Origin of the sequence: Pseudoalteromonas carrageenovora IAM 12662 (assembly GCF_900239935.1) — a bacterium.
Classification (GTDB): Bacteria; Pseudomonadota; Gammaproteobacteria; order Enterobacterales; family Alteromonadaceae; genus Pseudoalteromonas; species Pseudoalteromonas carrageenovora.
Window position 1 is genome coordinate 109758 of record NZ_LT965928.1, and the last position, 21378, is coordinate 131135.

20 protein-coding genes and 4 tRNA genes are annotated in these 21378 nt (G+C 40.6%); 13 read left to right on the plus strand and 11 right to left on the minus strand.

Annotated elements, in window-relative coordinates; genetic code table 11:
- Positions 1-21: 21 nt before the first annotated feature.
- Positions 22-1239 carry an S-methyl-5-thioribose kinase gene (gene mtnK, locus ALFOR1_RS00525; RefSeq protein ID WP_104641728.1) on the minus strand — a complete coding sequence of 406 codons (1218 nt, stop codon included), beginning with the start codon at positions 1237-1239 and terminating at the stop codon, positions 22-24.
- Positions 1240-1367: 128 nt separating this feature from the next.
- Here mtnK and mtnA point away from each other — a divergent pair, with 128 nt between their 5' ends.
- A complete protein-coding gene (mtnA, locus tag ALFOR1_RS00530) occupies positions 1368-2393 on the plus strand; it encodes an S-methyl-5-thioribose-1-phosphate isomerase (protein WP_104641729.1) in 1026 nt (341 codons plus the stop codon).
- Between the two features lie 47 nt (positions 2394-2440).
- Here the strand turns inward: mtnA and ALFOR1_RS00535 are convergent, their stop codons facing one another.
- From ALFOR1_RS00535 to ALFOR1_RS00545, 3 genes are read right to left on the minus strand one after another with little or no spacing between them, the layout of a single operon-like run.
- Positions 2441-2983: a 1,2-dihydroxy-3-keto-5-methylthiopentene dioxygenase gene (locus ALFOR1_RS00535; protein WP_104641730.1), complete on the minus strand. Its 543-nt coding sequence runs from the start codon at positions 2981-2983 to the stop codon at positions 2441-2443.
- The gene (mtnC, locus tag ALFOR1_RS00540; RefSeq protein ID WP_104641731.1) at positions 2980-3663 is read right to left on the minus strand and encodes an acireductone synthase; all 684 of its coding nucleotides are present in this window, start codon (positions 3661-3663) and stop codon (positions 2980-2982) included. The genes ALFOR1_RS00535 and mtnC overlap by 4 nt, the downstream gene beginning before the upstream one ends.
- On the minus strand, positions 3663-4286 hold the full coding sequence (locus ALFOR1_RS00545) for a methylthioribulose 1-phosphate dehydratase (RefSeq protein WP_104641732.1): 624 nt from the start codon (positions 4284-4286) through the stop codon (positions 3663-3665). The genes mtnC and ALFOR1_RS00545 overlap by 1 nt, the downstream gene beginning before the upstream one ends.
- Before the next feature lie 107 nt (positions 4287-4393).
- Between ALFOR1_RS00545 and ALFOR1_RS00550 the strand changes: the two genes are divergently transcribed.
- The 3 genes from ALFOR1_RS00550 (at position 4394) to ALFOR1_RS00560 (ending at position 7784) form a co-directional block, all read left to right on the plus strand.
- On the plus strand, positions 4394-5536 hold the full coding sequence (locus ALFOR1_RS00550) for a methionine aminotransferase (RefSeq protein ID WP_104641733.1): 1143 nt from the start codon (positions 4394-4396) through the stop codon (positions 5534-5536).
- Positions 5524-6297 carry an amidohydrolase gene (locus ALFOR1_RS00555; protein WP_104641734.1) on the plus strand — a complete coding sequence of 258 codons (774 nt, stop codon included), beginning with the start codon at positions 5524-5526 and terminating at the stop codon, positions 6295-6297. Before ALFOR1_RS00550 ends, ALFOR1_RS00555 begins: the two co-directional genes overlap by 13 nt.
- A 68-nt stretch (positions 6298-6365) precedes the next feature.
- Positions 6366-7784 (plus strand): mannose-1-phosphate guanylyltransferase/mannose-6-phosphate isomerase, encoded by a 1419-nt coding sequence (locus tag ALFOR1_RS00560; protein WP_104641735.1) that lies wholly within the window; start codon positions 6366-6368, stop codon positions 7782-7784.
- A 23-nt stretch (positions 7785-7807) separates the two neighbouring features.
- Here ALFOR1_RS00560 and ALFOR1_RS00565 read toward each other — a convergent pair whose 3' ends face one another.
- From ALFOR1_RS00565 to ALFOR1_RS00575, 3 genes are all read right to left on the minus strand, one after another.
- A complete protein-coding gene (locus ALFOR1_RS00565) occupies positions 7808-9964 on the minus strand; it encodes an ATP-binding protein (RefSeq protein WP_104641736.1) in 2157 nt (718 codons plus the stop codon).
- Positions 9965-10087: 123 nt separating this feature from the next.
- Positions 10088-10744 carry a helix-turn-helix transcriptional regulator gene (locus tag ALFOR1_RS00570; protein WP_058548763.1) on the minus strand — a complete coding sequence of 219 codons (657 nt, stop codon included), beginning with the start codon at positions 10742-10744 and terminating at the stop codon, positions 10088-10090.
- A gap of 221 nt (positions 10745-10965) precedes the next feature.
- Entirely contained in the window at positions 10966-11334 is a 369-nt protein-coding gene (locus tag ALFOR1_RS00575) for a histidine triad nucleotide-binding protein (protein WP_104641737.1), read from the minus strand.
- 92 nt (positions 11335-11426) lie between these two features.
- Here ALFOR1_RS00575 and ALFOR1_RS00580 point away from each other — a divergent pair, with 92 nt between their 5' ends.
- Complete coding sequence (locus ALFOR1_RS00580) at positions 11427-12026, plus strand: DUF2057 domain-containing protein (protein WP_104641738.1); 600 nt, start codon at positions 11427-11429, stop codon at positions 12024-12026.
- Between the two features lie 56 nt (positions 12027-12082).
- On the opposite strand, the gene ALFOR1_RS00585 is transcribed toward ALFOR1_RS00580, so the two are convergent.
- Positions 12083-13924 (minus strand): M1 family metallopeptidase, encoded by a 1842-nt coding sequence (locus ALFOR1_RS00585; protein WP_104641739.1) that lies wholly within the window; start codon positions 13922-13924, stop codon positions 12083-12085.
- 143 nt (positions 13925-14067) lie between these two features.
- Here ALFOR1_RS00585 and murB point away from each other — a divergent pair, with 143 nt between their 5' ends.
- From murB to tuf, 8 genes are all read left to right on the plus strand, one after another.
- Entirely contained in the window at positions 14068-15078 is a 1011-nt protein-coding gene (murB, locus tag ALFOR1_RS00590; RefSeq protein WP_104641740.1) for a UDP-N-acetylmuramate dehydrogenase, read from the plus strand.
- Complete coding sequence (birA, locus tag ALFOR1_RS00595) at positions 15075-16067, plus strand: bifunctional biotin--[acetyl-CoA-carboxylase] ligase/biotin operon repressor BirA (RefSeq protein ID WP_104641741.1); 993 nt, start codon at positions 15075-15077, stop codon at positions 16065-16067. Before murB ends, birA begins: the two co-directional genes overlap by 4 nt.
- A complete protein-coding gene (locus ALFOR1_RS00600; RefSeq protein ID WP_104641742.1) occupies positions 16064-16783 on the plus strand; it encodes a type III pantothenate kinase in 720 nt (239 codons plus the stop codon). Before birA ends, ALFOR1_RS00600 begins: the two co-directional genes overlap by 4 nt.
- Positions 16784-16900: 117 nt before the next feature.
- Positions 16901-16976, plus strand: a tRNA-Thr gene (locus tag ALFOR1_RS00605).
- Between the two features lie 40 nt (positions 16977-17016).
- A tRNA-Tyr gene (locus ALFOR1_RS00610) sits at positions 17017-17101 on the plus strand.
- Positions 17102-17145: 44 nt separating this feature from the next.
- Positions 17146-17220: transfer RNA gene (locus tag ALFOR1_RS00615), tRNA-Gly, on the plus strand.
- Positions 17221-17231: 11 nt separating this feature from the next.
- Positions 17232-17307: transfer RNA gene (locus ALFOR1_RS00620), tRNA-Thr, on the plus strand.
- Between the two features lie 128 nt (positions 17308-17435).
- On the plus strand, positions 17436-18620 hold the full coding sequence (gene tuf / locus ALFOR1_RS00625; RefSeq protein ID WP_058548756.1) for an elongation factor Tu: 1185 nt from the start codon (positions 17436-17438) through the stop codon (positions 18618-18620).
- 233 nt (positions 18621-18853) lie between these two features.
- On the opposite strand, the gene ALFOR1_RS00630 is transcribed toward tuf, so the two are convergent.
- The 3 genes from ALFOR1_RS00630 to ALFOR1_RS00640 all read right to left on the minus strand — a co-directional run bounded on the left by ALFOR1_RS00630 (position 18854) and on the right by ALFOR1_RS00640 (position 21358).
- Complete coding sequence (locus ALFOR1_RS00630; protein WP_104643592.1) at positions 18854-20050, minus strand: dipeptidase; 1197 nt, start codon at positions 20048-20050, stop codon at positions 18854-18856.
- Positions 20051-20114: 64 nt separating this feature from the next.
- Positions 20115-20369, minus strand: coding sequence for a YheU family protein (locus tag ALFOR1_RS00635; protein ID WP_104641743.1), 255 nt, complete (start codon positions 20367-20369; stop codon positions 20115-20117).
- Positions 20369-21358 (minus strand): hydrolase, encoded by a 990-nt coding sequence (locus ALFOR1_RS00640; protein ID WP_104641744.1) that lies wholly within the window; start codon positions 21356-21358, stop codon positions 20369-20371. Before ALFOR1_RS00640 ends, ALFOR1_RS00635 begins: the two co-directional genes overlap by 1 nt.
- Between the last annotated feature and the right edge of the window lie 20 nt (positions 21359-21378).

Consider the following 21378-nt stretch of genomic DNA (forward strand, 5'->3'; position numbering starts at 1 on the left):
TAAAAGGCGCAAAAGTGCCTTTTAATTCAGTTGGCTTATTAACAAGCTAAAAAAAGCATCTTTAGTATCGCAACTGCAGGCGTTAATAATAAGTTGCTCACCCAGAGCAAGAGTTTGCTTTTGTACGTCAAGGCGTGTGTTCTCATCGCTAATGCTATCAATATCAACTACATGTGCTAACCCTATGGTGCGTCTAATAAGCTCTGCGCCACAGTAACCTATAGCATCTTGCAACACGTTTTTTATAAAATATTGCGCATAAGCGTCGTTATTAAGTGCTTCATCTACTGTTTTGGTATTAATTAAATTAAGCCAGTGTTGTTCAAACAAGTTGTAGGTTTCGACAATACAGCTAAGTAAATGTGTTTGATAGTTACGGCGCGTGACAAATTCTTCTATATGTCCTGTTTGTGCGCAGTAGTTTAGTAGTAAGTTGCCAATAAAAGAGCCAATATCAAATCCTATAGGGCCAAAAAAGCCAAACTCAGGGTCAATCATCTTAGTTGTGTTTGTATCAACAAAAATACTGCCGCTGTGCATATCGCCGTGTAGTAATGTTTGCGGGTTAGATAAAAAATTAGCTTTTAATTTAGCGATTTCTAACTTAAGTACTGGGTTATCGCGAAGAGCTTTCACTTGCGGGGCTAGCTGCGCAGGAAAGTTATTGCGCTCGTGATCTATGTACGGATCGCTAAAAAATAAATCTTCGGTTATTTGGCAAAGCTCAGGGTTAGTGAATTGCTTAACTAATGCTTTTTTGTGTTGAGCGGCTAAGTAAAAATCTGAGTTGTAAAAACCTGTGTGGCTTAAGTAAGTAGCCACATGCTGGGCTAATTTAGGGAATTGCTGCGCGTTATTTTGTGCAGAGCGCAATATTTGTAAGCTGCCTAAATCTTCTAAAATAGTGAGTGCATAGTCATGATTGTAATGCAGCACTTTTGCCGTGTATTTGGGGCAAATAGCACCATGATTGAGTAATACTTGCGCTTCAATGCGGGCTCTATCAAGCGTTAATGGCCACGACTCACCCACGCAGCGGGCATAAGGTAGTGCCTGCTTTAAAATAATGCTGTTGTTTTGCTCATCACTAACTCTAAAAACTAAATTAAGGTTGCCGTCACCAAACTCATACGCAGATAAGTTTTGCCCTGCGATAAAAAAATCACATTGCTTAGAATCAATTAACGAATTTACGTATTCGATTACGCGCTGCGCATTAAAAGCGACATAGTTAGCCATGGTCAAATCTCACATTACCTTTTCAGGCATTCTATACCTTTAAATGTTTAGATGTCTACAAGTCTAACTTGAGAGTTATTCAAACTGATGTAAAATACCTTTACGCATTTAAATTAAGCAAAGTCACCATGCAAAACTTAGTAGCAAGCAGTTTAAAATATGAAAACGGTACATTGAGTGTGCTAAACCAATATTTACTCCCGCATCAGCAAGTGTGGTACGAGTGCAACAGTGTTGAAGCCATGAAAGAGCTGATTATCAGCCTAAAAATTCGTGGTGCGCCCTTAATTGGTTTAGGCGCTAGTTTACTCGTTGCTCATTTAGCAGAGCAAGGCACTACAAAAGCGGCACTTGGTGATGCAATTAATGAACTGGAAGCCACACGGCCAACGGCGGTTAATTTAATGCATTGTATGGCGGCACTACGTAAAGCTTTAACACAAAGCGATTATGTTACCGGTATTGTTACCACTGCTGAGCAGTTGTTTTTAGAAGATATAGCGCTGTGCGAGCGAATGGCAAACCGTGGCGCTGAACTAATAAATAGCGGCGACAACATATTAACCCATTGTAATACTGGGGCGCTTGCAACCGCGGGTATTGGTACGGCACTGGGTGTTATTTATAAAGCGCAGCAAAAACATGGCAACGTACATGTGTGGGTTGACGAAACACGACCATTATTACAAGGCGGGCGTTTAACTGCGTTTGAGCTTGAGCGCTGGCAAGTACCTTACACACTCATTTGCGATAATATGGCGGCAAGTTTAATGGCTGCAGGCAAGGTAGATAAAATAGTAGTTGGGGCTGATCGTATTGCCGCTAATGGCGACTTTGCTAATAAAGTAGGAACGTATAATTTAGCTGTGTTAGCGCATTTTCATAATATTCCTTTTTATGTTGTAGCCCCCGTGACCACACTTGATACACACACCATTTGCGGAAGTGATATAGAAATAGAGCAGCGAAATAGCGCAGAAGTACGTGGTGTAAGTGGCAGTTTTGGTGAAGCGTTATGGGCGCCAACTAATGCCAATGTTTACAACCCCGCGTTTGATGTAACACCTGCAGAATTGGTAACAGGTTGGGTATTAGATACCGGTGTTTACGATAACAGTGATGTAGAAAGTGGGGCATTAGCGGCGCTTAAATAGTTTTAAATACCGCTCCACTTTCCCCTTTGTGGAGCGTATTACCTTACCTATGGAAGCAACGGAAATTGCTTCGCAATCTCAGATTCAGTGCTTTTTGCAACCCAGCCCTCGGTGTTATTAAATAGTCTAATAGCGGTAAATTCTGGGTCGCTACCCATATCAAACCAATGCGGGGTAAGGGTTGGTACTGAGATAAAATCGCCTTTTTGGCATAACACGTGGTAAATTTTAGTGCCAATATGTAGACAAAATAGCCCTTGGCCTTTTACAAAAAAGCGTACTTCGTCTTCACTGTGAGTGTGCTCAAATAAAAAATTTTCACGCATTTGTGGCGCTGCTGAGTTCCCTTTAGCAAGCGAAATAACATCTACAGTTTGGTAACCGTTTTGTTCTTTTAAGCGTGCTATATCATTTTTATACGCATCAATGATCTGCTCATTTGTAGTGCTTTCGTTAATTTGAGCATTTGCTTGCCACTGCTCAAAGCGCACATTTACTAAAGCTAATTGCGCTGCAATTTCATCTGCATTTTCTGTACTGGTAAGTACATTTTTAGGGTTGTTGTCAGCATAAATTGTTAATTGGCTCATATAAATTGCTCTAATTTAACATTGGTAAAGTCGTGCACGTAGGGATGCTCGCTTTGCGCTTGTCCATCACGTATTAAATGAAGTGTTTTAAGGCCTGCGGCTTTTGCAGCATCTAGTTCTGCGGCTACATCACTTAAAAATAATACCTCGCTTGCATCAAATGGCAGCTGTTCAATAATGGTGTTATATGCTGCTTGCTCTTGCTTTGCGCCTACTTTTGTATCAAAAAAGTCGTTAAAAAGAGCGCGAATATCACCGTAGTCGCTGTATTTAAATAGTAACTGCTGCGCTCTTACTGATCCTGACGAGTATACATAAAGCGCAATATTTTGTGCATGTTGAGCTTGTAAAAAGTCGAATGCATCTGGGTATAAGTGACCTTTAAAATCACCATGTTCGTAACCAGTTTGCCAAATAAGCCCCTGTAATTGCTTTAAAGGCGTTATTTTTTTATCTTCTTCAATCCAAGTGAGTAAAACGCTAATGACTCGTTCTAAATCGGCGTTAGGCTCATCAATAATCGTTTTTACAGCCGCTATTTGCTCTGCAACATGGGCTTTTTTAGTGTTTAATCGTAAAAAGGTAGGCAGCTGCTTTTCGGCATACGGGAATAGCACGTCTTTTACAAAAGAGATGCGTGTAATGGTGCCTTCAATGTCGGTTAAAATTGCTTTTATCATTATAGGCTTGCCTCAATGCCTTCTATTTTTATGCGTTCTAGTTCACAGCTAAATAAAAACTCTAGGCCTTCTAAGTGGCGAAGTGCTTCTTTGTAATTACGCCCAACTACGTACACGCCATGCCCACGAATTAATACAGCATGCTCAATAGGGGTATGTAAGTGATGATCGCTTAACAGCAAACCTAAGCGTTCTATATCTTGGTCGTTTTCAAAAATAGGGATGCTCAGGGTATCTAAGTGTGAGGTAACACCACTGAGCGACTTTTGCATTTCGTAACCGGATAAATTTAACGTATGGCTTTTTATAACTCGCGATAATACGGTTGCTGCAACCGAGTGCGTATGCAGCACTACGTTAGCGTGCGGTATAAGTTTGTACATACCTAAATGCAGTTGCGTTTCGGCCGATGGGTTGCCAGCACCTTTAATGCGTTTTCCTTCATGGTCAAGCTCAATGAAGGTGTGTGTACCCAGTTGGCCTTTATCAAAGCCGCTAGCGGTAACTACAAACCCTGATGCAGTGCGCGATGAAAAATTTCCACCAGTTGCAGGTACCCAGCCTTTTTGGCTTACCCACTTTCCAGCTTCAATAAGTTGTGAAATAGCGGTATTGTTTTGCATACGTTCCTCACTAATGAGCATTAAGTTTGTTATTTTAGACGGCTATACTTCTGTTTTAAGCAATGATAGCATCGCTTTGAGCGCAAAACCATCATTAAGGGCATCACGTGTTTGAAAGTAAATTACCAAATTTAGGTGTTAGTATATTTAGCCAAATGAGTGGCTTAGCTAATCAGTTTTCAGCAATTAACTTATCGCAGGGCTTTCCTGAATTCGACGCTCCCGAACTTTTAAAAACACAGTTGAATTACTATGTTCAGCAAGGTGTAAATCAGTATTCGCCCTCAAGCGGTGTACCACGATTACAGCAGCAAATAGCCAATTTAGTTGAGCGAAAATACGCTGCAAAAATTAATGCGGCAGAGCAAGTTACGGTTACATCAGGTGCTACTGAGGCGCTATTTGTTGCTATTCAAACTATAGTACGCCCTGATGATGAAGTCATCGTATTCGACCCCGCTTATGACTCTTACCAACCCGCTATTGAATTAGCGGGCGGTAAGTCTGTACATGTTGCGTTAAATGCGCCAAATTATACAATTGATTGGCAGATAGTAAGCCAAGCAATCACTAAAAATACCCGCGCTATTATTGTTAATACGCCACATAACCCAAGTAGTAAAATACTGCAGCCGCAAGACATAAAAGAACTTAAAGAGTTGGTAAGTGCTCACAACATCTTTGTAATTAGCGATGAGGTTTATGAGCACATCACTTTTGACGGCCAGCAACATTTAAGTATGCTGCGCGACGAGCAACTAAGAGAAAAAAGCTTTGTTATATCAAGCTTTGGTAAAACATTTCATAGTACAGGTTGGAAAATGGGTTACTGTATTGCACCTACACACCTAGCTACTGAATTTAGAAAAATCCATCAATACGTTACATTTTCAAGCTTTACGCCAGCGCAGCATGCACTCGCCGATATGCTAGAGCAACAAGGTGAGCATGTAGATGAGTTAAGTGATTTTTATCAGCAAAAACGCGATTTATTAATAAAGCACTTGAGTGATAGCCGCTTTAACATTTTACCAAGCCAAGGCACTTACTTTTTATTACTCGATTATAGTGATGTGTCTGACTTAAACGATGTTGATTTTTGTCACTGGCTTGTAGAGCAGGCAGGTGTTGCGGCAATTCCGCTTAGTGTGTTTTATAAGCAGCCCTCAAATGATAAAGTGATTCGGCTATGTTTTGCTAAAAACGATGAAACCTTAATAGAGGCTGCGCAAATATTATGTCAACTTTAACGCTTACCTTAGTGCAAAGTGAGCTGCACTGGCTCGATAAAGACGCCAATTTAGCCATGTTCGATAAAAAATTAGCAGAGATAACCGCTAACCCCGATTTAATTTTATTACCCGAAACCTTTGCCACTGGTTTTGCTATTAATCTTGATTGTGCAGAGCCTGAAAACGGCAAAGTGCTCACTTGGCTAAAAACGCAAGCACATAAACATAACGCAGTTATCGCAGGGTCAGTATTAGTTGCACAAGGCGATAAAAAAGCCAATCGGTTTTATTGGGTAACCCCTAAAGGTGAAGTGAATTATTACGACAAACGCCATTTATTTAGATTAGGAAGTGAGGGCGACTATGTTGTAGCAGGGCAAGCGCGTAAAACATTTGAAATTAATGGCTTTAAGCTACTTCCACAGGTGTGTTACGACCTTCGCTTTCCGGTTTTTCAACGTAATAACAACGACTACGATGTAATGATAAACGTAGCTAACTGGCCTGCAGTTCGTCGCCACATTTGGGATACGTTATTAATGGCGCGCGCAATGGAAAACTTATGTTACGTAGTGGCTGTAAACCGTGTTGGCGATGACGGTAACGGCGTCGCGCACAATGGCGGTACGGCCGTATTCGACTTTAAAGGCGATACGCTCGCTAAAGCAAAAGATAATACGCAAGAGTTACTCACTTTAACGCTTGACAAAGCACCGCTGGAAGATTTTAAAACCGCGTTTCCCGCTTATTTAGATGCCGATCCGTTTACGCTAACTTAAATTATCTTCACGTAGCACTAAAAATATTAAGTGCTAAAATAGCCGCTGATATTTTTATTGGCGGCTTTATGAATACAACCCTTATTACACCGGTAATTTTAGCAGGCGGCATTGGCACTCGGTTATGGCCGCTTTCTCGCCAAGCTATGCCTAAGCAATTTTTACCCTTGCTTGATAACACACACTCGTTATTACAAAGCACTTTAGCGCGTGTATCAGATAGTCAGTTTGCAAAGCCAATACTTGTTTGTAACGAACAACACCGTTTTATTGCCGCCGAGCAAAGCACAACTGCTAACCCGCAAGGGCTTTTACTAGAGCCGCAGGGTAAAAATACGGCGCCTGCCATTGCGTTAGCTGCGCATTACGCACTACAGCAGGGTATTGAAGGGCCAATGTTGGTGATGCCAGCCGATCATCATATTGAAAATTTTGCTGAGCTAACACTTCAGTTAAATGATGCAGTTAAGTTAGCTGAGCAAGGCATGCTAGTTACATTTTCAATCACACCTACCAAGGCGCACACCGGGTTTGGCTATATAAAACAAGGCAGTAAAATATCAGGCTCAAACTGCTTTGAAGTCGCTGAATTTAAAGAAAAGCCAAATCTAGCTACGGCGCAAAAATACTTAGCTGAAGGCGGTTATAGTTGGAATAGCGGCATGTTTTTATTTACGCCACGTGCTTATTTAAATGAGCTTGAACGTTTTGCGCCAAAAATAGCGCACACTGTGAAAGCGGCATCTCAGTTTTCACACGACTTAGGCTTTACAAGGCCAAACATAGAGCCACTTAAAAACTGCCCAAGTGACTCTATTGATTACGCTATTTTAGAGCGCAGCAATAATGTAGCGGTTATACCTGTAGCGCTTAAATGGAGTGATGTAGGTAGCTTTAGTGCTCTTGCAAGCCTTACTAAGCAAGACGCTTACGGTAATAATGATAACCAGAATCATACAGCGCAAAACAGTACTAATAATTTTGTTATTAGCGAAAGCGACCATAGTATCGCAACGCTTGGGGTAAGTGATTTAGCCATTATTCACACTCACGACGCCACACTGGTTGCCGATAAAAATAAGCTCGATGGCTTACCTTTATTACTTAAACAATTAGCAATGGGGCAAAGCGATAAACTTAATCACCATCAGGTTGTGTATCGTCCATGGGGTAACTACCGCACTTTGGTTGAAGGTAGTGGTTTTAAAGTTAAAAAAATAACCGTTAATAGCGGTGCTAAACTTTCGACGCAGCGCCATCAGCATCGTGCAGAGCATTGGGTAGTGGTGTCGGGTATTGCCGATGTTCGCATTGATGAGCAATTGCTAACACTAAACCACGACCAATCTTGCTACATTGCAGCAAAACAAATACACAGCTTAGCGAACAATCAAAAAGAGCCGTTAATAGTCATTGAAGTGCAAACCGGCGCTGTACTAGATGAAAGCGACATAGAGCGATTTGATGATAAGTATGGAAGGGAGTAAGGCAGCCCTAGCTTAAAACTTAGCTACCCTAACTGCCCACGTACAAACTTTAAGTATTGCGCTAAGCTGCGCTGCCAAAGATCTAACGCTTCATCAAGCAGGTTGTTGTGAGGTTTATTATCAAGCAATCGTCGCTCTATCTTTTTCAGTTCAATGCCGTAGCGGTTAAACCCGAGTTGCAAAGCAGTGCTTGCTTGGCGGTGCAATAATTTAATGCATTGCTCGGGTTGATGGTCTATTAAACCTTGGCAACGTATTAGTTTGTTACGCGCAGAGAGGACAAACTCATTATAAATAGACGACACTTCGTCTTCACTAAACGAACTGGTTAGCGTTTCTGCGGCCGTTTCATCATATAAGGTATCAACAAGCTCTACGGCAATATTTGCTGTCTGATTTGATTGAGAATCACTAAGTGCTTGTCTTAGTTTTTCGTGTTTTATTGGCTTACCCACAATGTCTTTTATCCCTAAAGATAAATATTCCTTTACTTCATCAGGGCTAAGGCTTGCTGTAAAAGCAAGTACAGGGGTGCGCTGGTTTTTATGATCTATGCGTTTTAGCTGCTTTAGTACTTCTTGCCCTGTGAAGTCAGGTAAGTTCATATCAAGTAATACAACATCAAAATGATGGGCTTGCATCAGCTCAATAGCGCTTTTACCATCGGTGGCAAGCTTAATTTTATGCTCATCATCGGCCATAAATTCAATGGCAATTTTTTGGTTTAAATCTAAATCTTCAACAAGTAAAACATCCAAACCTGTCAGGTAATCCTTTGTTTGGTGGCGCTGCTCTACAAGGCTTAATTCGCCTATGGCAAAGGTTACAGAAAAGCTAAATACACTGCCTGTGCCTAATTGGCTGGCTATTTCTAAGCGGCTGCCTAGCTTTTCTAAAAGTCGACTAGTAATAGCGAGGCCAAGGCCTGTACCGCCTTTTTCTTTGCCGGCACTACTTTGCACATAAGGCTCTGTGAGATAGGCAATTTCGTCGTTTTCGATGCCGGGACCAGAGTCTTTTACACTAATTTTTATGGTGTGCTCAAGCTGCTTTTCGAGGACTAAGTCGACCTGAATTTTAACACTTCCGTAATCAGTAAACTTAATGGCGTTACCCACTAAGTTAATAATTATTTGCCTAAGTTTTTGCTGGTCGCAGTAATAACATGCTTGCTCAGGAATATTACAAATAAGCTCAAATTTAAGCTGTTTTTGCTCTGCAAGCGGGCTCAATAACAAGCATAAGTTATTAAGCCATGTCTTAAATTCTATATCCTCTTCGTAAAGGGCTTCATCGCTTTGATCAAGGCTTGCGTAATCGAGTACTTTATCGACTAACAAATTGAGTGACTCGGTGGAGTTAATAATTGCTTCGCAGTAGGCTTTATTACGTGTATCACTTGTTTGGTTCATGACCAGTTGCGCACTGCCTAGTATGCCATTAAGCGGGGTGCGTATTTCGTGGCTAATCGTTGATAAAAACAAGCCACGTATTTCTAAATCTTTTTGTGCTTTGTCGGCTAATTGATTTAGGTTTTGCTCTCTGCGTTCATTACATAAAAGTGCCATGCCCGCGGCATAAAACATAGGAGCAATAACACCATTCAAAAAGAGTAATAAACTAAACCAACCGCTTTCTGATAACGTTGCTTGGTTAATAGTGCCCATAAAAAACGAGCGACCAATAAAGCTAAAGGCAACCAAAGTTAAAATGGTTATATAAACAATACTGCCATTGGGGTAGGGCTTACGTGCATACTTTATAAAAATATAAAGTAAAAATATTGCTTCGGCTATGTGTTGTAAATCTGAGGCTAATATTCGCTCTTCTAAGGAAGGGTTTATAAATGAGTAGTAAATGAGCATTACAGCGCTAAAAAGAGTAAATGAACACAGCAATTTAAAGCTTAAGCCTCGGAAATTTAAAAATTGGCTCAACGATAAGCAATGTACAAGTGACGCTGAAAACATCATTAAAGTAGCAATACTAATAATAACAAGGTTGTGGCTTTCTACTACTGTGGTAAAGCCTATTGCAGCGCCCAACAATAAAACGGGGTAAAAAATATAAAGCAGCGTGCCGGGAGTGTTTTTATTTGTTCGCCATGTTAAAAAGTTAAGAAAAGTCATGACGATCATAATCGCAATGCTGGCAAAAAACAGAGTAAAAGAGTCGAGCATTAATATTCCAGCAAAGGGGGTTTAATTGAGAATAATAAAAAGTATGATATTAAACAAGTTTACTACACATACAAAAACAGACACTTAAGTGTCTGTTTTTAAAGTTATCAACAAATATTTAGATTAACGGATTTCATCTGGAATATTTTGTTGTGCCCACGAGAGTAGCTCAATACGGTTACGACATTTAGTTTTTCTAAATGCGCTGTATAAGTGAGTTTTAACTGTGTGCGGGCTAATACTTAAATCTTCTGCAATCTCTTTATTTTTAGAACCTTTACTCATTAGTGAGATTATTGCTTTTTCTCGCTTAGTAAGTTTAACTGGTTCTATATCACCTTCGGTTAGTTTATGTAGTGCATCTTTATTAAACTGAAGCATACGATTTAATGCATTACACATTATGTCGCGGCGATACCAAAGTTGATCCTCAAGTAGTAAGCGAATACCTTTCATTAATACATCGGCGTTATCTGTTGTGTAAAACACACCACGAATACCGCTTAAAAGCGCACGATTAGCGAGCTCTGGGTTTTCGTCTAGATTAAATAATATGATATCGCATTTAGTACGTAAGTTTACTAATTGTTCTTTTAGTTTACCCCACGCATCTTTACTTGATGTTTCAATAAACAGAAGTCGAGTTCCTTCAGGTACATCTAAAATATTTGTACCAGTGGTTACGTCAAGGCCTTGCGTTTTTAACAAAGGTTCTAAAACGTTAATACCAATAGTGTTAATTGGCTCTTGATCTAATAACAAAAAGGCTGAACTGCTCATGTTTTTATACTCTTTTATAAAGCTGACTGATTAAGTTTATCACGACTTCCAGACCTTTTGTATTAGAAAGTCGCCGATGTACTCAAGAACAAATACGATTTTACGATTATTTAAACATAAAATGTTGCAAATAAGTAACTATTTTTTACTTTATGATCATGAAAAGCCATAACATTTGTAACTAAATATTTGAGCAGAATATTTTCATAAAAAACTTTAAATTAATTTACTTTTTTGATGTTTTGATACGGTGGCCAGCCCATTTCTTTACCGCCAAGCATATGTAAATGTATGTGATAAACAGTTTGTCCTCCATGCTCATTACAGTTCATTACTACGCGGTAGCCATCATCGCTAAAGTTATATTGCTTTGCCAGTTTAGCGGCAACAACATATAGATTACCCACTAAATGAGAGTTTTCAGGCGTGATATCATTAATTGTTGAAATTGCCTTTTTTGGGATAATAAGGGCGTGAAAAGGGGCTTGCGGGTTTATATCTTTAAATGCAAGTGTGTCTTCGTCCTCATAAATAATATCTGCTGGGATTTCTTTATTAATTATTTTAGTAAAAATAGTTTCTTGGCTCATGCTGTGTCCCTAATTAAGTGGTACGAAATTTAAGCTCACTAATGACAAACTTTCAAAGCGGTGTCAAACTGAAATCAAATAAAGGAGTTAATATGCTTAAACCAATTTTAATAGGTAGTGCTGTTGCATTACTACTTAGTTTTTCTGCCAACGCTGAAAATATTCACTTTCCTGAAGAGTTTGTACCACTGCAAGTGGGTGATCGTATGCTAGAAAGCTCTTTGTTTAGCCGTATTGATGATGTAGAGCTTGCACCGGGTACTTATCAACTAAAACTCAAATATACAGACTTATACGAAGATGATTACGATACACACGAAGTGGTAGAGTCAGAACCGTTTTGGGTGAATGTAACCATTGAAGCAGGTAAAGATTATACCTTAGTGTTTAATCGTGCTGAAAATGCAGTGTCTGCAAAAGTGTTCGCTGAAGCACCACAAGTGAGTTTAAAAGCAAAAAGTAGCGCGGTGGCGAAACCTTTAAGTGTTGTTTCTAATACCCAGCTTGCAAGTAATAAACCTGCTATGCAAAACACAGTTCCAGCCGGACCTTCACGCCCTAGTCAGCCAATAAAGCCTATTGCGCCTATAAATGGAAAAGGAATGCCAAGTGCACCCCAGATGCTCGACTTTTGGTGGCAGCAAGCCACGACATCAGAGCGAAAAGCATTTTTAGAAAAAGTAACAAAGTAAAATAGTACAAAAAAAGGGCCAAATTCAATTTGGCCCTTTTTAGTTAACGCTATTATTTATTCAAATAATGCGTCAATAGTACCTTGTGCAAGTGGGTGGTAACCCGGACGTGCTTTTAAGTACACGCTTTGTGCCCACTCTTTTTTACCGTTAGTGATGAGTGATTTATATAACGGAACAATTAATTTACGGCGACCAATACCTGATAAGTGCTTATCAAGCGCAGGGTAAATTGGCTGATAACCATTACCTACAGCAAGCATAAACCACGCAAAAGCTCGCTCAGCGTTAGTTGATTGCGTTAAGTTAAATTGATTATCTAGCTCGCTCATTTTATCTAGGCTTAAATCACGTGGCAGATTATTTAAAAAATGCAGCCATTCGTGCACAGTCCATTGGGTTGTTGGTAATTGTGCTGCGGTAGTCTCACCTTTTAACCAAGCTGCGCTTGCTGTATCTACTTTATCAAACGCATCTGATGTTGGGTTTGGCGCATCACTAGGTAAACCTGGTTCAAAAATCCACTCATTTACTTTATCCATGCTTACAACGCCTGGGTATTTTTCAATTAAGTTAGCTTTAATGTATGTAACAAATTGTGCAGTGGTCAGCGATTTAAACGAAAACTCTTTAAAGTACGCTTTTACAAATGGGTCAAACTTATCACGGCCGTATTTTTCCTCTAGGTAGATTAAAAATAACTGACCTTTAGTGTAAGGCACTGAGCTAAACGCATCATCCGGATCGCGGCCATTAAGTTTTAAGTTAAGGCGGGTATCTGGCGCATCAATCGTTTTAAGCTGAGCACGAAGACCTGCAGAATCTAATGCTTGTTCCATAACAGCGCGGTCACGGCCAAACACTTCTTCCATAATGCGGTTTTCAACGTACGAGGTAAAACCTTCGTTTAACCATAAATCTTCCCATGTTGCGTTAGTCACTAAGTTTCCAGACCAAGAATGAGCAAGCTCATGTGCGATTAGGTTAACTAAGCTTTTATCGCCTGCCACTACAGTAGGTGTAATGAACGATAGGCGCGGATTTTCCATACCACCAAATGGGAAGCTAGGCGGTAGCATGAGTAAGTCGTAACGGCCCCATGCGTACTCACCATACATTTCGTTGGTTTTGTTGATCATGGCTTGTGTGTCGTTAAACTCAGCAACCGACGCATCTAAAATTTCAGGTTCAGCAAAAATACCTGTTTGGCGCGACATGGCTTTGAATTCTAAGTTACCCGCACCAATAGCAATTAGGTAAGGTGAAATAGCTTGTGGCATGTCAAAGATGTAGTCGCCATCTTTGTAAAGTGCGTCTTTATTGTCGGCGCTCATAACCGCACGTATATCTTTTGGTGTATGAATACGCGCAGAATACGTTACACGCATTGCAGGGGTATCTTGCACTGGGATCCAGCTACGAGCATGAATAGCTTGCGATTGGCTGTACATAAAAGGGTGTGTTTTACTGGCTGTTTGCTCTGGTGTTAGCCATTGTAAGCCTGATGCTTCTGGGCGACTGTTATAGTAAATACGTGCTTTGGCTGCTTGATCTTTAAACTTAATAGTTAATTTAGAGCCTTTTACATCGTCACGCTTAGCAAGTGTGTAGTCTGCTTTATGCCAGCTACCATCGTCGTCTTGATACATTACTTTATCAATGTCTAAATCGCGGGTATCAAGTACCAGTGTTTTACTTTTAGAATTATTCCACTTTAGCGTGTGCTCAACAAAACCTTCTAACTGCTTGTCGGCAAAATCGACATCTAAATCAAGGCTTAAGTGAGTAGTCACAACATCATCGAGGTTAGCATACGAGTTTTGGTCTATCGCGCTAGCCATTGCTTGCGAACACATACCTGCCATAGCGAGGCTTAAAAAAAGAGGTTTAATTTTCATAATTACCCTGAACACAAATAAAAAAGTGCTAGTTTTATATCACGATTGCCACAGTGGGTTGAGTGATTTTTACAATCTAGTGCCACATTTGCGACGATGAGGTAAACTATTGCGATTAGTTACCGGTAACTTTAGAGAGCTTTGTGGCGTATTCATTACACTCCTTACATACATTTGCATTAAACAGCCAATGCCAGCATTTTGTTGAAATTACTCAGCTTGAGCAACTTAAAGCACAAAGCTTTAGCCCCCCATTTTGCTTATTAGGTGAGGGCAGCAATACCGTTTTTTTAAATGATTACACAGGTACAGTAATAAAAATGGCTACCAAAGGCATTAAAGTTACTGAACGAAAAGATGACTTTTTAATAAGTGTTGCCGCAGGCGAAAATTGGCACGCATTAGTAAGTTATTTGCTTGATAGAGACATCCCAGGGCTTGAAAACCTAGCACTTATACCAGGTACTGTTGGCGCATCACCTGTACAAAATATTGGTGCTTATGGTGTTGAAATTGCAAAGTTTGTAGAGTCGGTAGAGTACTTTGATATAACCACTAAGGCTATGCACACACTTAATAATGAACAATGTGAATTTGCCTACAGAGACTCCATATTTAAGCATTCACTTAAAAATAAAGCGGTGATCACTCGCGTTTATTTGGCATTGCCTAAAAAGTGGCAACCCGTATTAAGTTATGGACCATTACAGCACCTTAGTCGTGTTACGCCAACGGCTGTGTTTGAGCAAGTTATACAAACGCGTAATAGTAAATTACCTAACCCATATACATTGCCTAATGCTGGGAGCTTTTTTAAAAATCCTATTATCACCAATCAGCACTTAGCTGAGCTATTAACGCAATTTGCGGATTTACCTCATTATGAATATGGACAAAGCCACCATAAAGTGGCGGCTGGCTGGCTAATTGATCAAGTAGGTTTAAAAGGGCATAGAGTCGCGGGTATTGAAGTGCATATGCAGCAGGCCTTGGTATTAGTTAATCATGGAAATAGTGAAGGAAGCGACCTCATAACGATGATTAAACATATTCAGCAAGCGGTAAATGCCCGTTATAACATTATGCTAGAGCATGAAGTGCGTTTAATTGATACACACAGCGAATGCCATATTAAAATGGAGCCCATACTATGAAAGCGCCAGATGGAAACAAGCTCGCTATTTTAAATGCACTCAACCTAGGTGGTTTTGTATCTGGGCAAGCGCTAGGTGAAGAGCTTGGAATTAGTCGAGCTGCGGTTAGTAAACATATTAAAATGTTACAAGAAATGGGTTTGGACATTTTTAAAGTAACCGGCAAAGGCTATTGCTTGAATAGCCAAGTAGGCCTTTTAAATAAAACACAAATTGATCAGCATTACAAAGCACTAGGTGCGAGCACGGCCAATGTTGAAGTGCACCCTATTATCGATTCGACCAATAGCGAGCTTATGCGCCGCTTACAAAGTAAAGCGGAGCTTGAATCGGGCAAGGTCATTGTGGCTGAAATGCAGCAGGCAGGGCGTGGCCGACGTGGCCGTGTTTGGCAATCGCCATTCGGTGCTAATTTGTATTACAGTTACTTTTGGCGTTTAGATGACGGGCTTCAAGCTGCTATGGGTGTATCAATTGCGGTAGGTCTTGCTGTTTATGATGCAATTAAAGCGTTATACCAAATTGACGTAGAGCTGAAATGGCCAAACGATATATATATAAATAAGCAAAAGCTTGCTGGCGTATTAGTTGAGCTAGACGGGCAACCACAAGGACCTTGCCAGCTAGTTATAGGTATAGGCATAAACCTACAAATGCCTGAAAGCTTTAGCCAACATATAGATCAGGCATGGACAGATTTAAATCAGCACACTCAACAGCTATATAAAAATGAGCTGGTGGCTTCACTAACGTATTATTTAGAAAAGCGTTTATTACAGTACAGCCAAAGTGGTTTACAAGAAATGTACGAACAATGGAATGCGTTAAATGCTTTTGCAGGAGAGCAGATAGAGCTCAACACAGGTCATAGAAGTTGGCGTGGTATCTGTGAAGGCATAGACCCACAAGGTGGTATTCGTATTCGCCAAGACGGCGAAGTAAAAAGTTACTACGGCGGAGAAGTTTCGCTAAGAAAGGCACAACCATGAGATTACTCATCGACGTAGGCAATACGTCATTAAAAGCAGTGCTTTGGCAAAACCAGGAAGCACAGCCTGCAAATATAAACAATTTACCTTGGCAGCACATAACTGAAGTTGTTTATGCCTGCGTAGGCAAAAGCGAATTAATGGCAGAGTTACTTGCACAAGCAAGCACACACGGCGTTCCTAGTTTTGAAGCCAACGTAACAAAACAATTAGGCAAGCTTAGCTGTGCATACGATCAAGTTGGCAATTTAGGTATAGATAGATGGCTTGCACTTATAGCAGGCTTTACACTTTACCCAGATACGCCGTGCATTATTGTTGATGCAGGTACCGCCACCACTATTGATGTGCTTGCTGATAATGGTGTTCACTTAGGCGGGTGGATTTTACCGGGCCTTGATTTGATGACCACCTCTTTAACGCAAAATACTCAACGCGTATTTGATGATGGCACTACACCATTTGAAGATAAGCTAGGGAAAAACACTCCTAACGGATTAAAAAATGGCGCTTTAGTAGCAACAATTGGAGCAATAGAGCGAGCAAAGCATCATTTGGTACAGAATAATTGCTCCCAAATACCTAAAATAATCTTTGCTGGTGGTTATGGCGCGTTATTACAGCAACAATTTACGGGAAGTATTTTTGATTCACTACTTGTTATGAAAGGCTTAAATTATTGGCGCGACCTGAGTAAAAACGTCCAAAAAGTATAAAAAACCACTGTTTTGCATGAATTGTGAGCATTTGAGGTAAAAAATTACATTTTTTTTAATTTTATTGTTGCATCCCAATAAACCTTACTCTAATATCTCGCCCCGTACTAAAGCAGTGCCGACTTAGCTCAGCTGGTAGAGCAACTGACTTGTAATCAGTAGGTCAACCGTTCGACTCGGTTAGTCGGCACCACTTTCCTTTTACCGGAAGTGAATTAGTAGAGAATTATCGTGGAGGGGTTCCCGAGCGGCCAAAGGGATCAGACTGTAAATCTGACGGCTCAGCCTTCGCTGGTTCGAATCCAGCTCCCTCCACCACTTTATTCTTGACGGTTAGAGGTAGTTTAAGAACAGATTTTTATGCGGGCATCGTATAATGGCTATTACCTCAGCCTTCCAAGCTGATGATGCGGGTTCGATTCCCGCTGCCCGCTCCAGTTCTTGTGTTGCTGATATAGCTCAGTTGGTAGAGCGCACCCTTGGTAAGGGTGAGGTCGGCAGTTCGACTCTGCCTATCAGCACCAGTCCTAAGAATCTCCTTGATTACTTCCTTTATCTGTCAGAAAATACTATTTGAAAAAATTTACTTAATCTACCTTTGGTGGATTATTTTCATATGTAATTTAGATACACAAAACTGATAGGTTCCGTCATGGCAAAAGAAAAGTTTGAACGCGTAAAACCGCACGTAAACGTTGGTACAATCGGCCACGTTGACCACGGTAAAACTACACTAACTGCAGCAATCACTAACGTACTTGCAAAAGTATACGGCGGTGTTGCTAAAGATTTCGCATCAATCGATAACGCTCCAGAAGAGCGCGAGCGTGGTATCACAATCTCAACTTCTCACGTTGAGTACGATACGCCAACTCGTCACTACGCACACGTAGATTGTCCTGGTCACGCCGATTATGTTAAAAACATGATCACTGGTGCTGCTCAAATGGACGGCGCTATCTTAGTAGTAGCTGCGACTGACGGCCCTATGCCACAAACTCGTGAGCACATCCTACTTTCTCGCCAAGTTGGCGTACCTTACATCATCGTATTCATGAACAAATGTGACATGGTTGATGACGAAGAGCTACTTGAGCTAGTAGAAATGGAAGTTCGTGAACTTCTTTCTGAGTACGACTTCCCAGGTGATGATTTACCACTAATTCAAGGTTCTGCACTTAAAGCACTTGAAGGCGAAGAGCAATGGGAAGCTAAAATCGTAGAGCTTGCAGAAGCACTAGATTCTTACATTCCAGAGCCAGAGCGTGACATCGATAAGCCATTCATCATGCCTATCGAAGATGTTTTCTCAATTCAAGGTCGTGGTACAGTTGTAACTGGCCGTGTTGAAGCGGGTATCATCAACGTGAATGACGAAGTTGAAATCGTTGGTATCAAAGAGACTACTAAGTCTACTTGTACTGGTGTTGAAATGTTCCGTAAGCTTCTTGATGAAGGTCGTGCTGGTGAGAACATTGGTGCACTTCTACGTGGTACTAAGCGTGAAGACGTTGAACGTGGTCAAGTACTAGCTAAGCCTGGTTCAATCAAGCCACACACTACATTCACTTCAGAAGTATACGTACTTTCTAAAGATGAAGGTGGTCGTCATACTCCATTCTTCAAAGGTTACCGTCCACAGTTCTACTTCCGTACAACTGACGTAACAGGTGACGTACAGTTACCAGATGGCGTAGAAATGGTAATGCCTGGTGATAACGTTAAGATGACAGTAACTCTAATCGCGCCAATCGCGATGGATGAAGGTCTTCGTTTCGCTATCCGTGAAGGTGGCCGTACTGTAGGTGCTGGTGTTGTAGCAACTATCGTAGAGTAATAGTTAACTTTTAAGTTAATTAATACTAAAAAACCCGAGCTTAGCCTCGGGTTTTTTAATGTCTGAAGAAAAGCGTTTAGTTTTCAGCTATCAACTATCAGCTTTCAGTAGCTCGGAGTTAAATTTAAAGGGCTACGTTTGTGTTTAAGTTTAAGTAATTTAAATATAATTAAGGCATAAAAAAGCACGACTTCAAGCCGTGCTATTCATTAAACTCTTTGACAACTGACACGCTAGTGTTTCTTAGCGTACTTTTCAGCTTGTTTTAACACTCTTAATAAATTGCCACTTAAAATCTTTTTGATATCAGCATCGCTATAATCTCTATCCATTAAACCTTGAACAAGATTAGGGTAGCTAGACACATCTTTTAAACCAATTGGCAGTGAATCACCCACGCCATCGTAGTCAGAACCAATACCAACATAATCAATACCAATTAGCTCAACCACGTGGTCAATATGATCCAGTACCTGTTCAAGACTTGCATATGGGTATGGGTTTTTAGCGCGATACGCAGCATCAAAATCTTTACTTAGCTTGGTGCCTTCTTTTTTAGCGGACTCTTTTGAACTTTTTAACTGTTTACCCCAGCTACCTGCTTTTGCGGTAACAAAGCTTGAGCCAAAGTTAATTTGAATAACACCGCCATTCTTTTTAAGTGCGAGTAGCATATCGTCATTCATATTTCGCTCAAAACCTGGCGTGTACTTACGCAGCGATGAATGCGAGGCAATTACCGGCGTTTTAGAGAGCTCCATTACTTGATAAAACGCATCATCTGAAATATGAGATACATCGACTAACATACCTACATTGTTCATTTCAGTGATAAGCTTTTTACCAAATGGGCTTAAACCTTTCCATTTACGGCGTATATCGTAAGAAGAGTCAGAAATATGATTGCTTTGCGAGTGAGCTAGCGTGATGTAGCGAATACCACGGTCATAAAAGTGCTGAAGGTTTTTCATATCGCCTTCAATTGGTGAACCGTTTTCCATACCCATCGCAATAGACAGCTTGCCCTGTTTAAACTGCTCTTCAATATCAGCGCTTGAGGTTGCAATTGCAAACTTATCTGGGGCGCGCTGAGCGATGGCTTCCATACTATCAATCATTTTATTGGCTAACTGGTAACTTTTACCTTTGCCTTCAAACTCTAAATGCGCAGGAATATAAATCGACATAAATGGGGCGTTTAAACCGCCTTTAACAGCACGAGGGTAGTCAAAGTCGCCATCAGCTGTGGCTTTAGTTACATCAACCCAGCCTTCGTGTATACGATAAGGCACATCAATGTGGGTATCTATTAAAATAGTGTCTTTGGCAAGTTTAACTGCTTTGTCTGACGGGCTTTTTACTTGCTCTGCAAAGGCTTGAGGTGTTAATGCTAGTGATATGGCTACCACTAGAGTGCTGAGTTTTATCATGTTTTGGCTCTTTGGGTAAAAAGCCATTGTGTACGTTCAGTTCAAAAGTTACAAGTGTTACGCTTTAATCAAATGACTGCGCTTGATGCTCTTCACTTTGTAGCGCTTTAAATTCGCCTTTTGAAATTATAGTTACTGACTCATGTAGCTCAGAAAAAAATACCATCGCTTCGCCGCTTTTAAGTTGTTGGTTAACCTGAGCGACTTTGCTTTCAATCGTTATTTCTTGCTCACCGTAATCAGTGCCTTCGCGCAGCACATAACTTTCAATTAAATTATAAAGAGTGTCTTTATCGAGTTGTTCAAAAGGGATAATCATTACTGCTTGTTACTCGCTTTATTTAATATGTGTTGGCCAAAATAATACGGCACGGCTTTCTCTAACCAAAATATAGGTTTAAAAGGGTTGTTACCGCTAATAAAACCTACGTGGCCGCCTTTCTCTGAGACGCACAGCGTAACATGCTTACTTACATCTTGCCTACTCGGTACGGCCTTAATAGAGAGCATTGGGTCGTCTTTAGCGTGAATAATAAGCGTAGGAATAGCGATGTCTTTTAAGTACGGCATAGCGCTGGCTTTACGGTAGTAATCGTGTGCGTTTTCAAAGCCATGTAATGGTGCCGTTAGCTGGTTATCAAACTCTAATAAATCGTCAATTTCCATTAGTTGGTCGGTAGTAATCGGTATTTGCTGCTTTATTTGCGGCAATTTGCGTTGCATTGACTTTTTCATTCTATCGAGCAGATATTTTTGGTAAATTTTACCTAAGCTTTTACGAATAACATCGCTTGATGACGATAAGTCATAAGGTGCCGATACTACCGCTGCTGCACTTAATGGGCATGTTTCGCGTTCTTCACCTAAGTATTTAGCCAGCACATTGCCACCTAGCGAAAACCCTACGGCCATAATTGGGCGAGTTGGAAATTGTTGGCGTAAATGGTCAATAAAAAAAGCTAAATCTGCTGTATCACCACTGTGATATGCGCGCGGAAGGCGATTTACTTCAGTTGAGCAGTTTCTAAAGTGCATAAGCACTACTGCATAACCTTGTTTTTTTAAGGCCTTCATCATGCCTTTGGCATAAAAGCTATTTATGTTGCCTTCAAGACCATGTAAAACAACGGCAAGTGGAGCTGTTTCGTTATGTGGAAGCGACCAAGCAAGCTCGATAAAGTCACCATCAGGTGTATCAAGCTGCTCAAGTTCGTAGCGAGTATGGTGAAATGGGCGGAAAAAACGCGGCATTATGGTCTGAACGTGACGATTGGTCATCCACCATGCTGGTTTGAACTGAGAGATCATGTTTGTACTACGCACTTTGT

Bases quoted from the DNA above. Each gene is read 5' to 3' on its own strand.
- ALFOR1_RS00575 (WP_104641737.1), bottom strand. From the start codon at position 11,334: ATGAGCCAAGAAACTATTTTTACTAAAATAATTAATAAAGAAATCCCA.
- ALFOR1_RS00565 (WP_104641736.1), bottom strand. From the start codon at position 9,964: ATGCTCGACTCTTTTACTCTGTTTTTTGCCAGCATTGCGATTATGATC.
- ALFOR1_RS00570 (WP_058548763.1), bottom strand. From the start codon at position 10,744: ATGAGCAGTTCAGCCTTTTTGTTATTAGATCAAGAGCCAATTAACACT.
- ALFOR1_RS00555 (WP_104641734.1), top strand. From the start codon at position 5,524: ATGTCAACTTTAACGCTTACCTTAGTGCAAAGTGAGCTGCACTGGCTC.
- ALFOR1_RS00630 (WP_104643592.1), bottom strand. From the start codon at position 20,050: ATGATAAAACTCAGCACTCTAGTGGTAGCCATATCACTAGCATTAACA.
- ALFOR1_RS00535 (WP_104641730.1), bottom strand. From the start codon at position 2,983: ATGAGCCAATTAACAATTTATGCTGACAACAACCCTAAAAATGTACTT.
- mtnC (WP_104641731.1), bottom strand. From the start codon at position 3,663: ATGATAAAAGCAATTTTAACCGACATTGAAGGCACCATTACACGCATC.
- ALFOR1_RS00580 (WP_104641738.1), top strand. From the start codon at position 11,427: ATGCTTAAACCAATTTTAATAGGTAGTGCTGTTGCATTACTACTTAGT.
- ALFOR1_RS00545 (WP_104641732.1), bottom strand. From the start codon at position 4,286: ATGCAAAACAATACCGCTATTTCACAACTTATTGAAGCTGGAAAGTGG.
- ALFOR1_RS00560 (WP_104641735.1), top strand. From the start codon at position 6,366: ATGAATACAACCCTTATTACACCGGTAATTTTAGCAGGCGGCATTGGC.
- mtnA (WP_104641729.1), top strand. From the start codon at position 1,368: ATGCAAAACTTAGTAGCAAGCAGTTTAAAATATGAAAACGGTACATTG.
- tuf (WP_058548756.1), top strand. From the start codon at position 17,436: ATGGCAAAAGAAAAGTTTGAACGCGTAAAACCGCACGTAAACGTTGGT.
- ALFOR1_RS00600 (WP_104641742.1), top strand. From the start codon at position 16,064: ATGAGATTACTCATCGACGTAGGCAATACGTCATTAAAAGCAGTGCTT.
- ALFOR1_RS00635 (WP_104641743.1), bottom strand. From the start codon at position 20,369: ATGATTATCCCTTTTGAACAACTCGATAAAGACACTCTTTATAATTTA.
- mtnK (WP_104641728.1), bottom strand. From the start codon at position 1,239: ATGGCTAACTATGTCGCTTTTAATGCGCAGCGCGTAATCGAATACGTA.
- ALFOR1_RS00585 (WP_104641739.1), bottom strand. From the start codon at position 13,924: ATGAAAATTAAACCTCTTTTTTTAAGCCTCGCTATGGCAGGTATGTGT.
- birA (WP_104641741.1), top strand. From the start codon at position 15,075: ATGAAAGCGCCAGATGGAAACAAGCTCGCTATTTTAAATGCACTCAAC.
- ALFOR1_RS00640 (WP_104641744.1), bottom strand. From the start codon at position 21,358: ATGATCTCTCAGTTCAAACCAGCATGGTGGATGACCAATCGTCACGTT.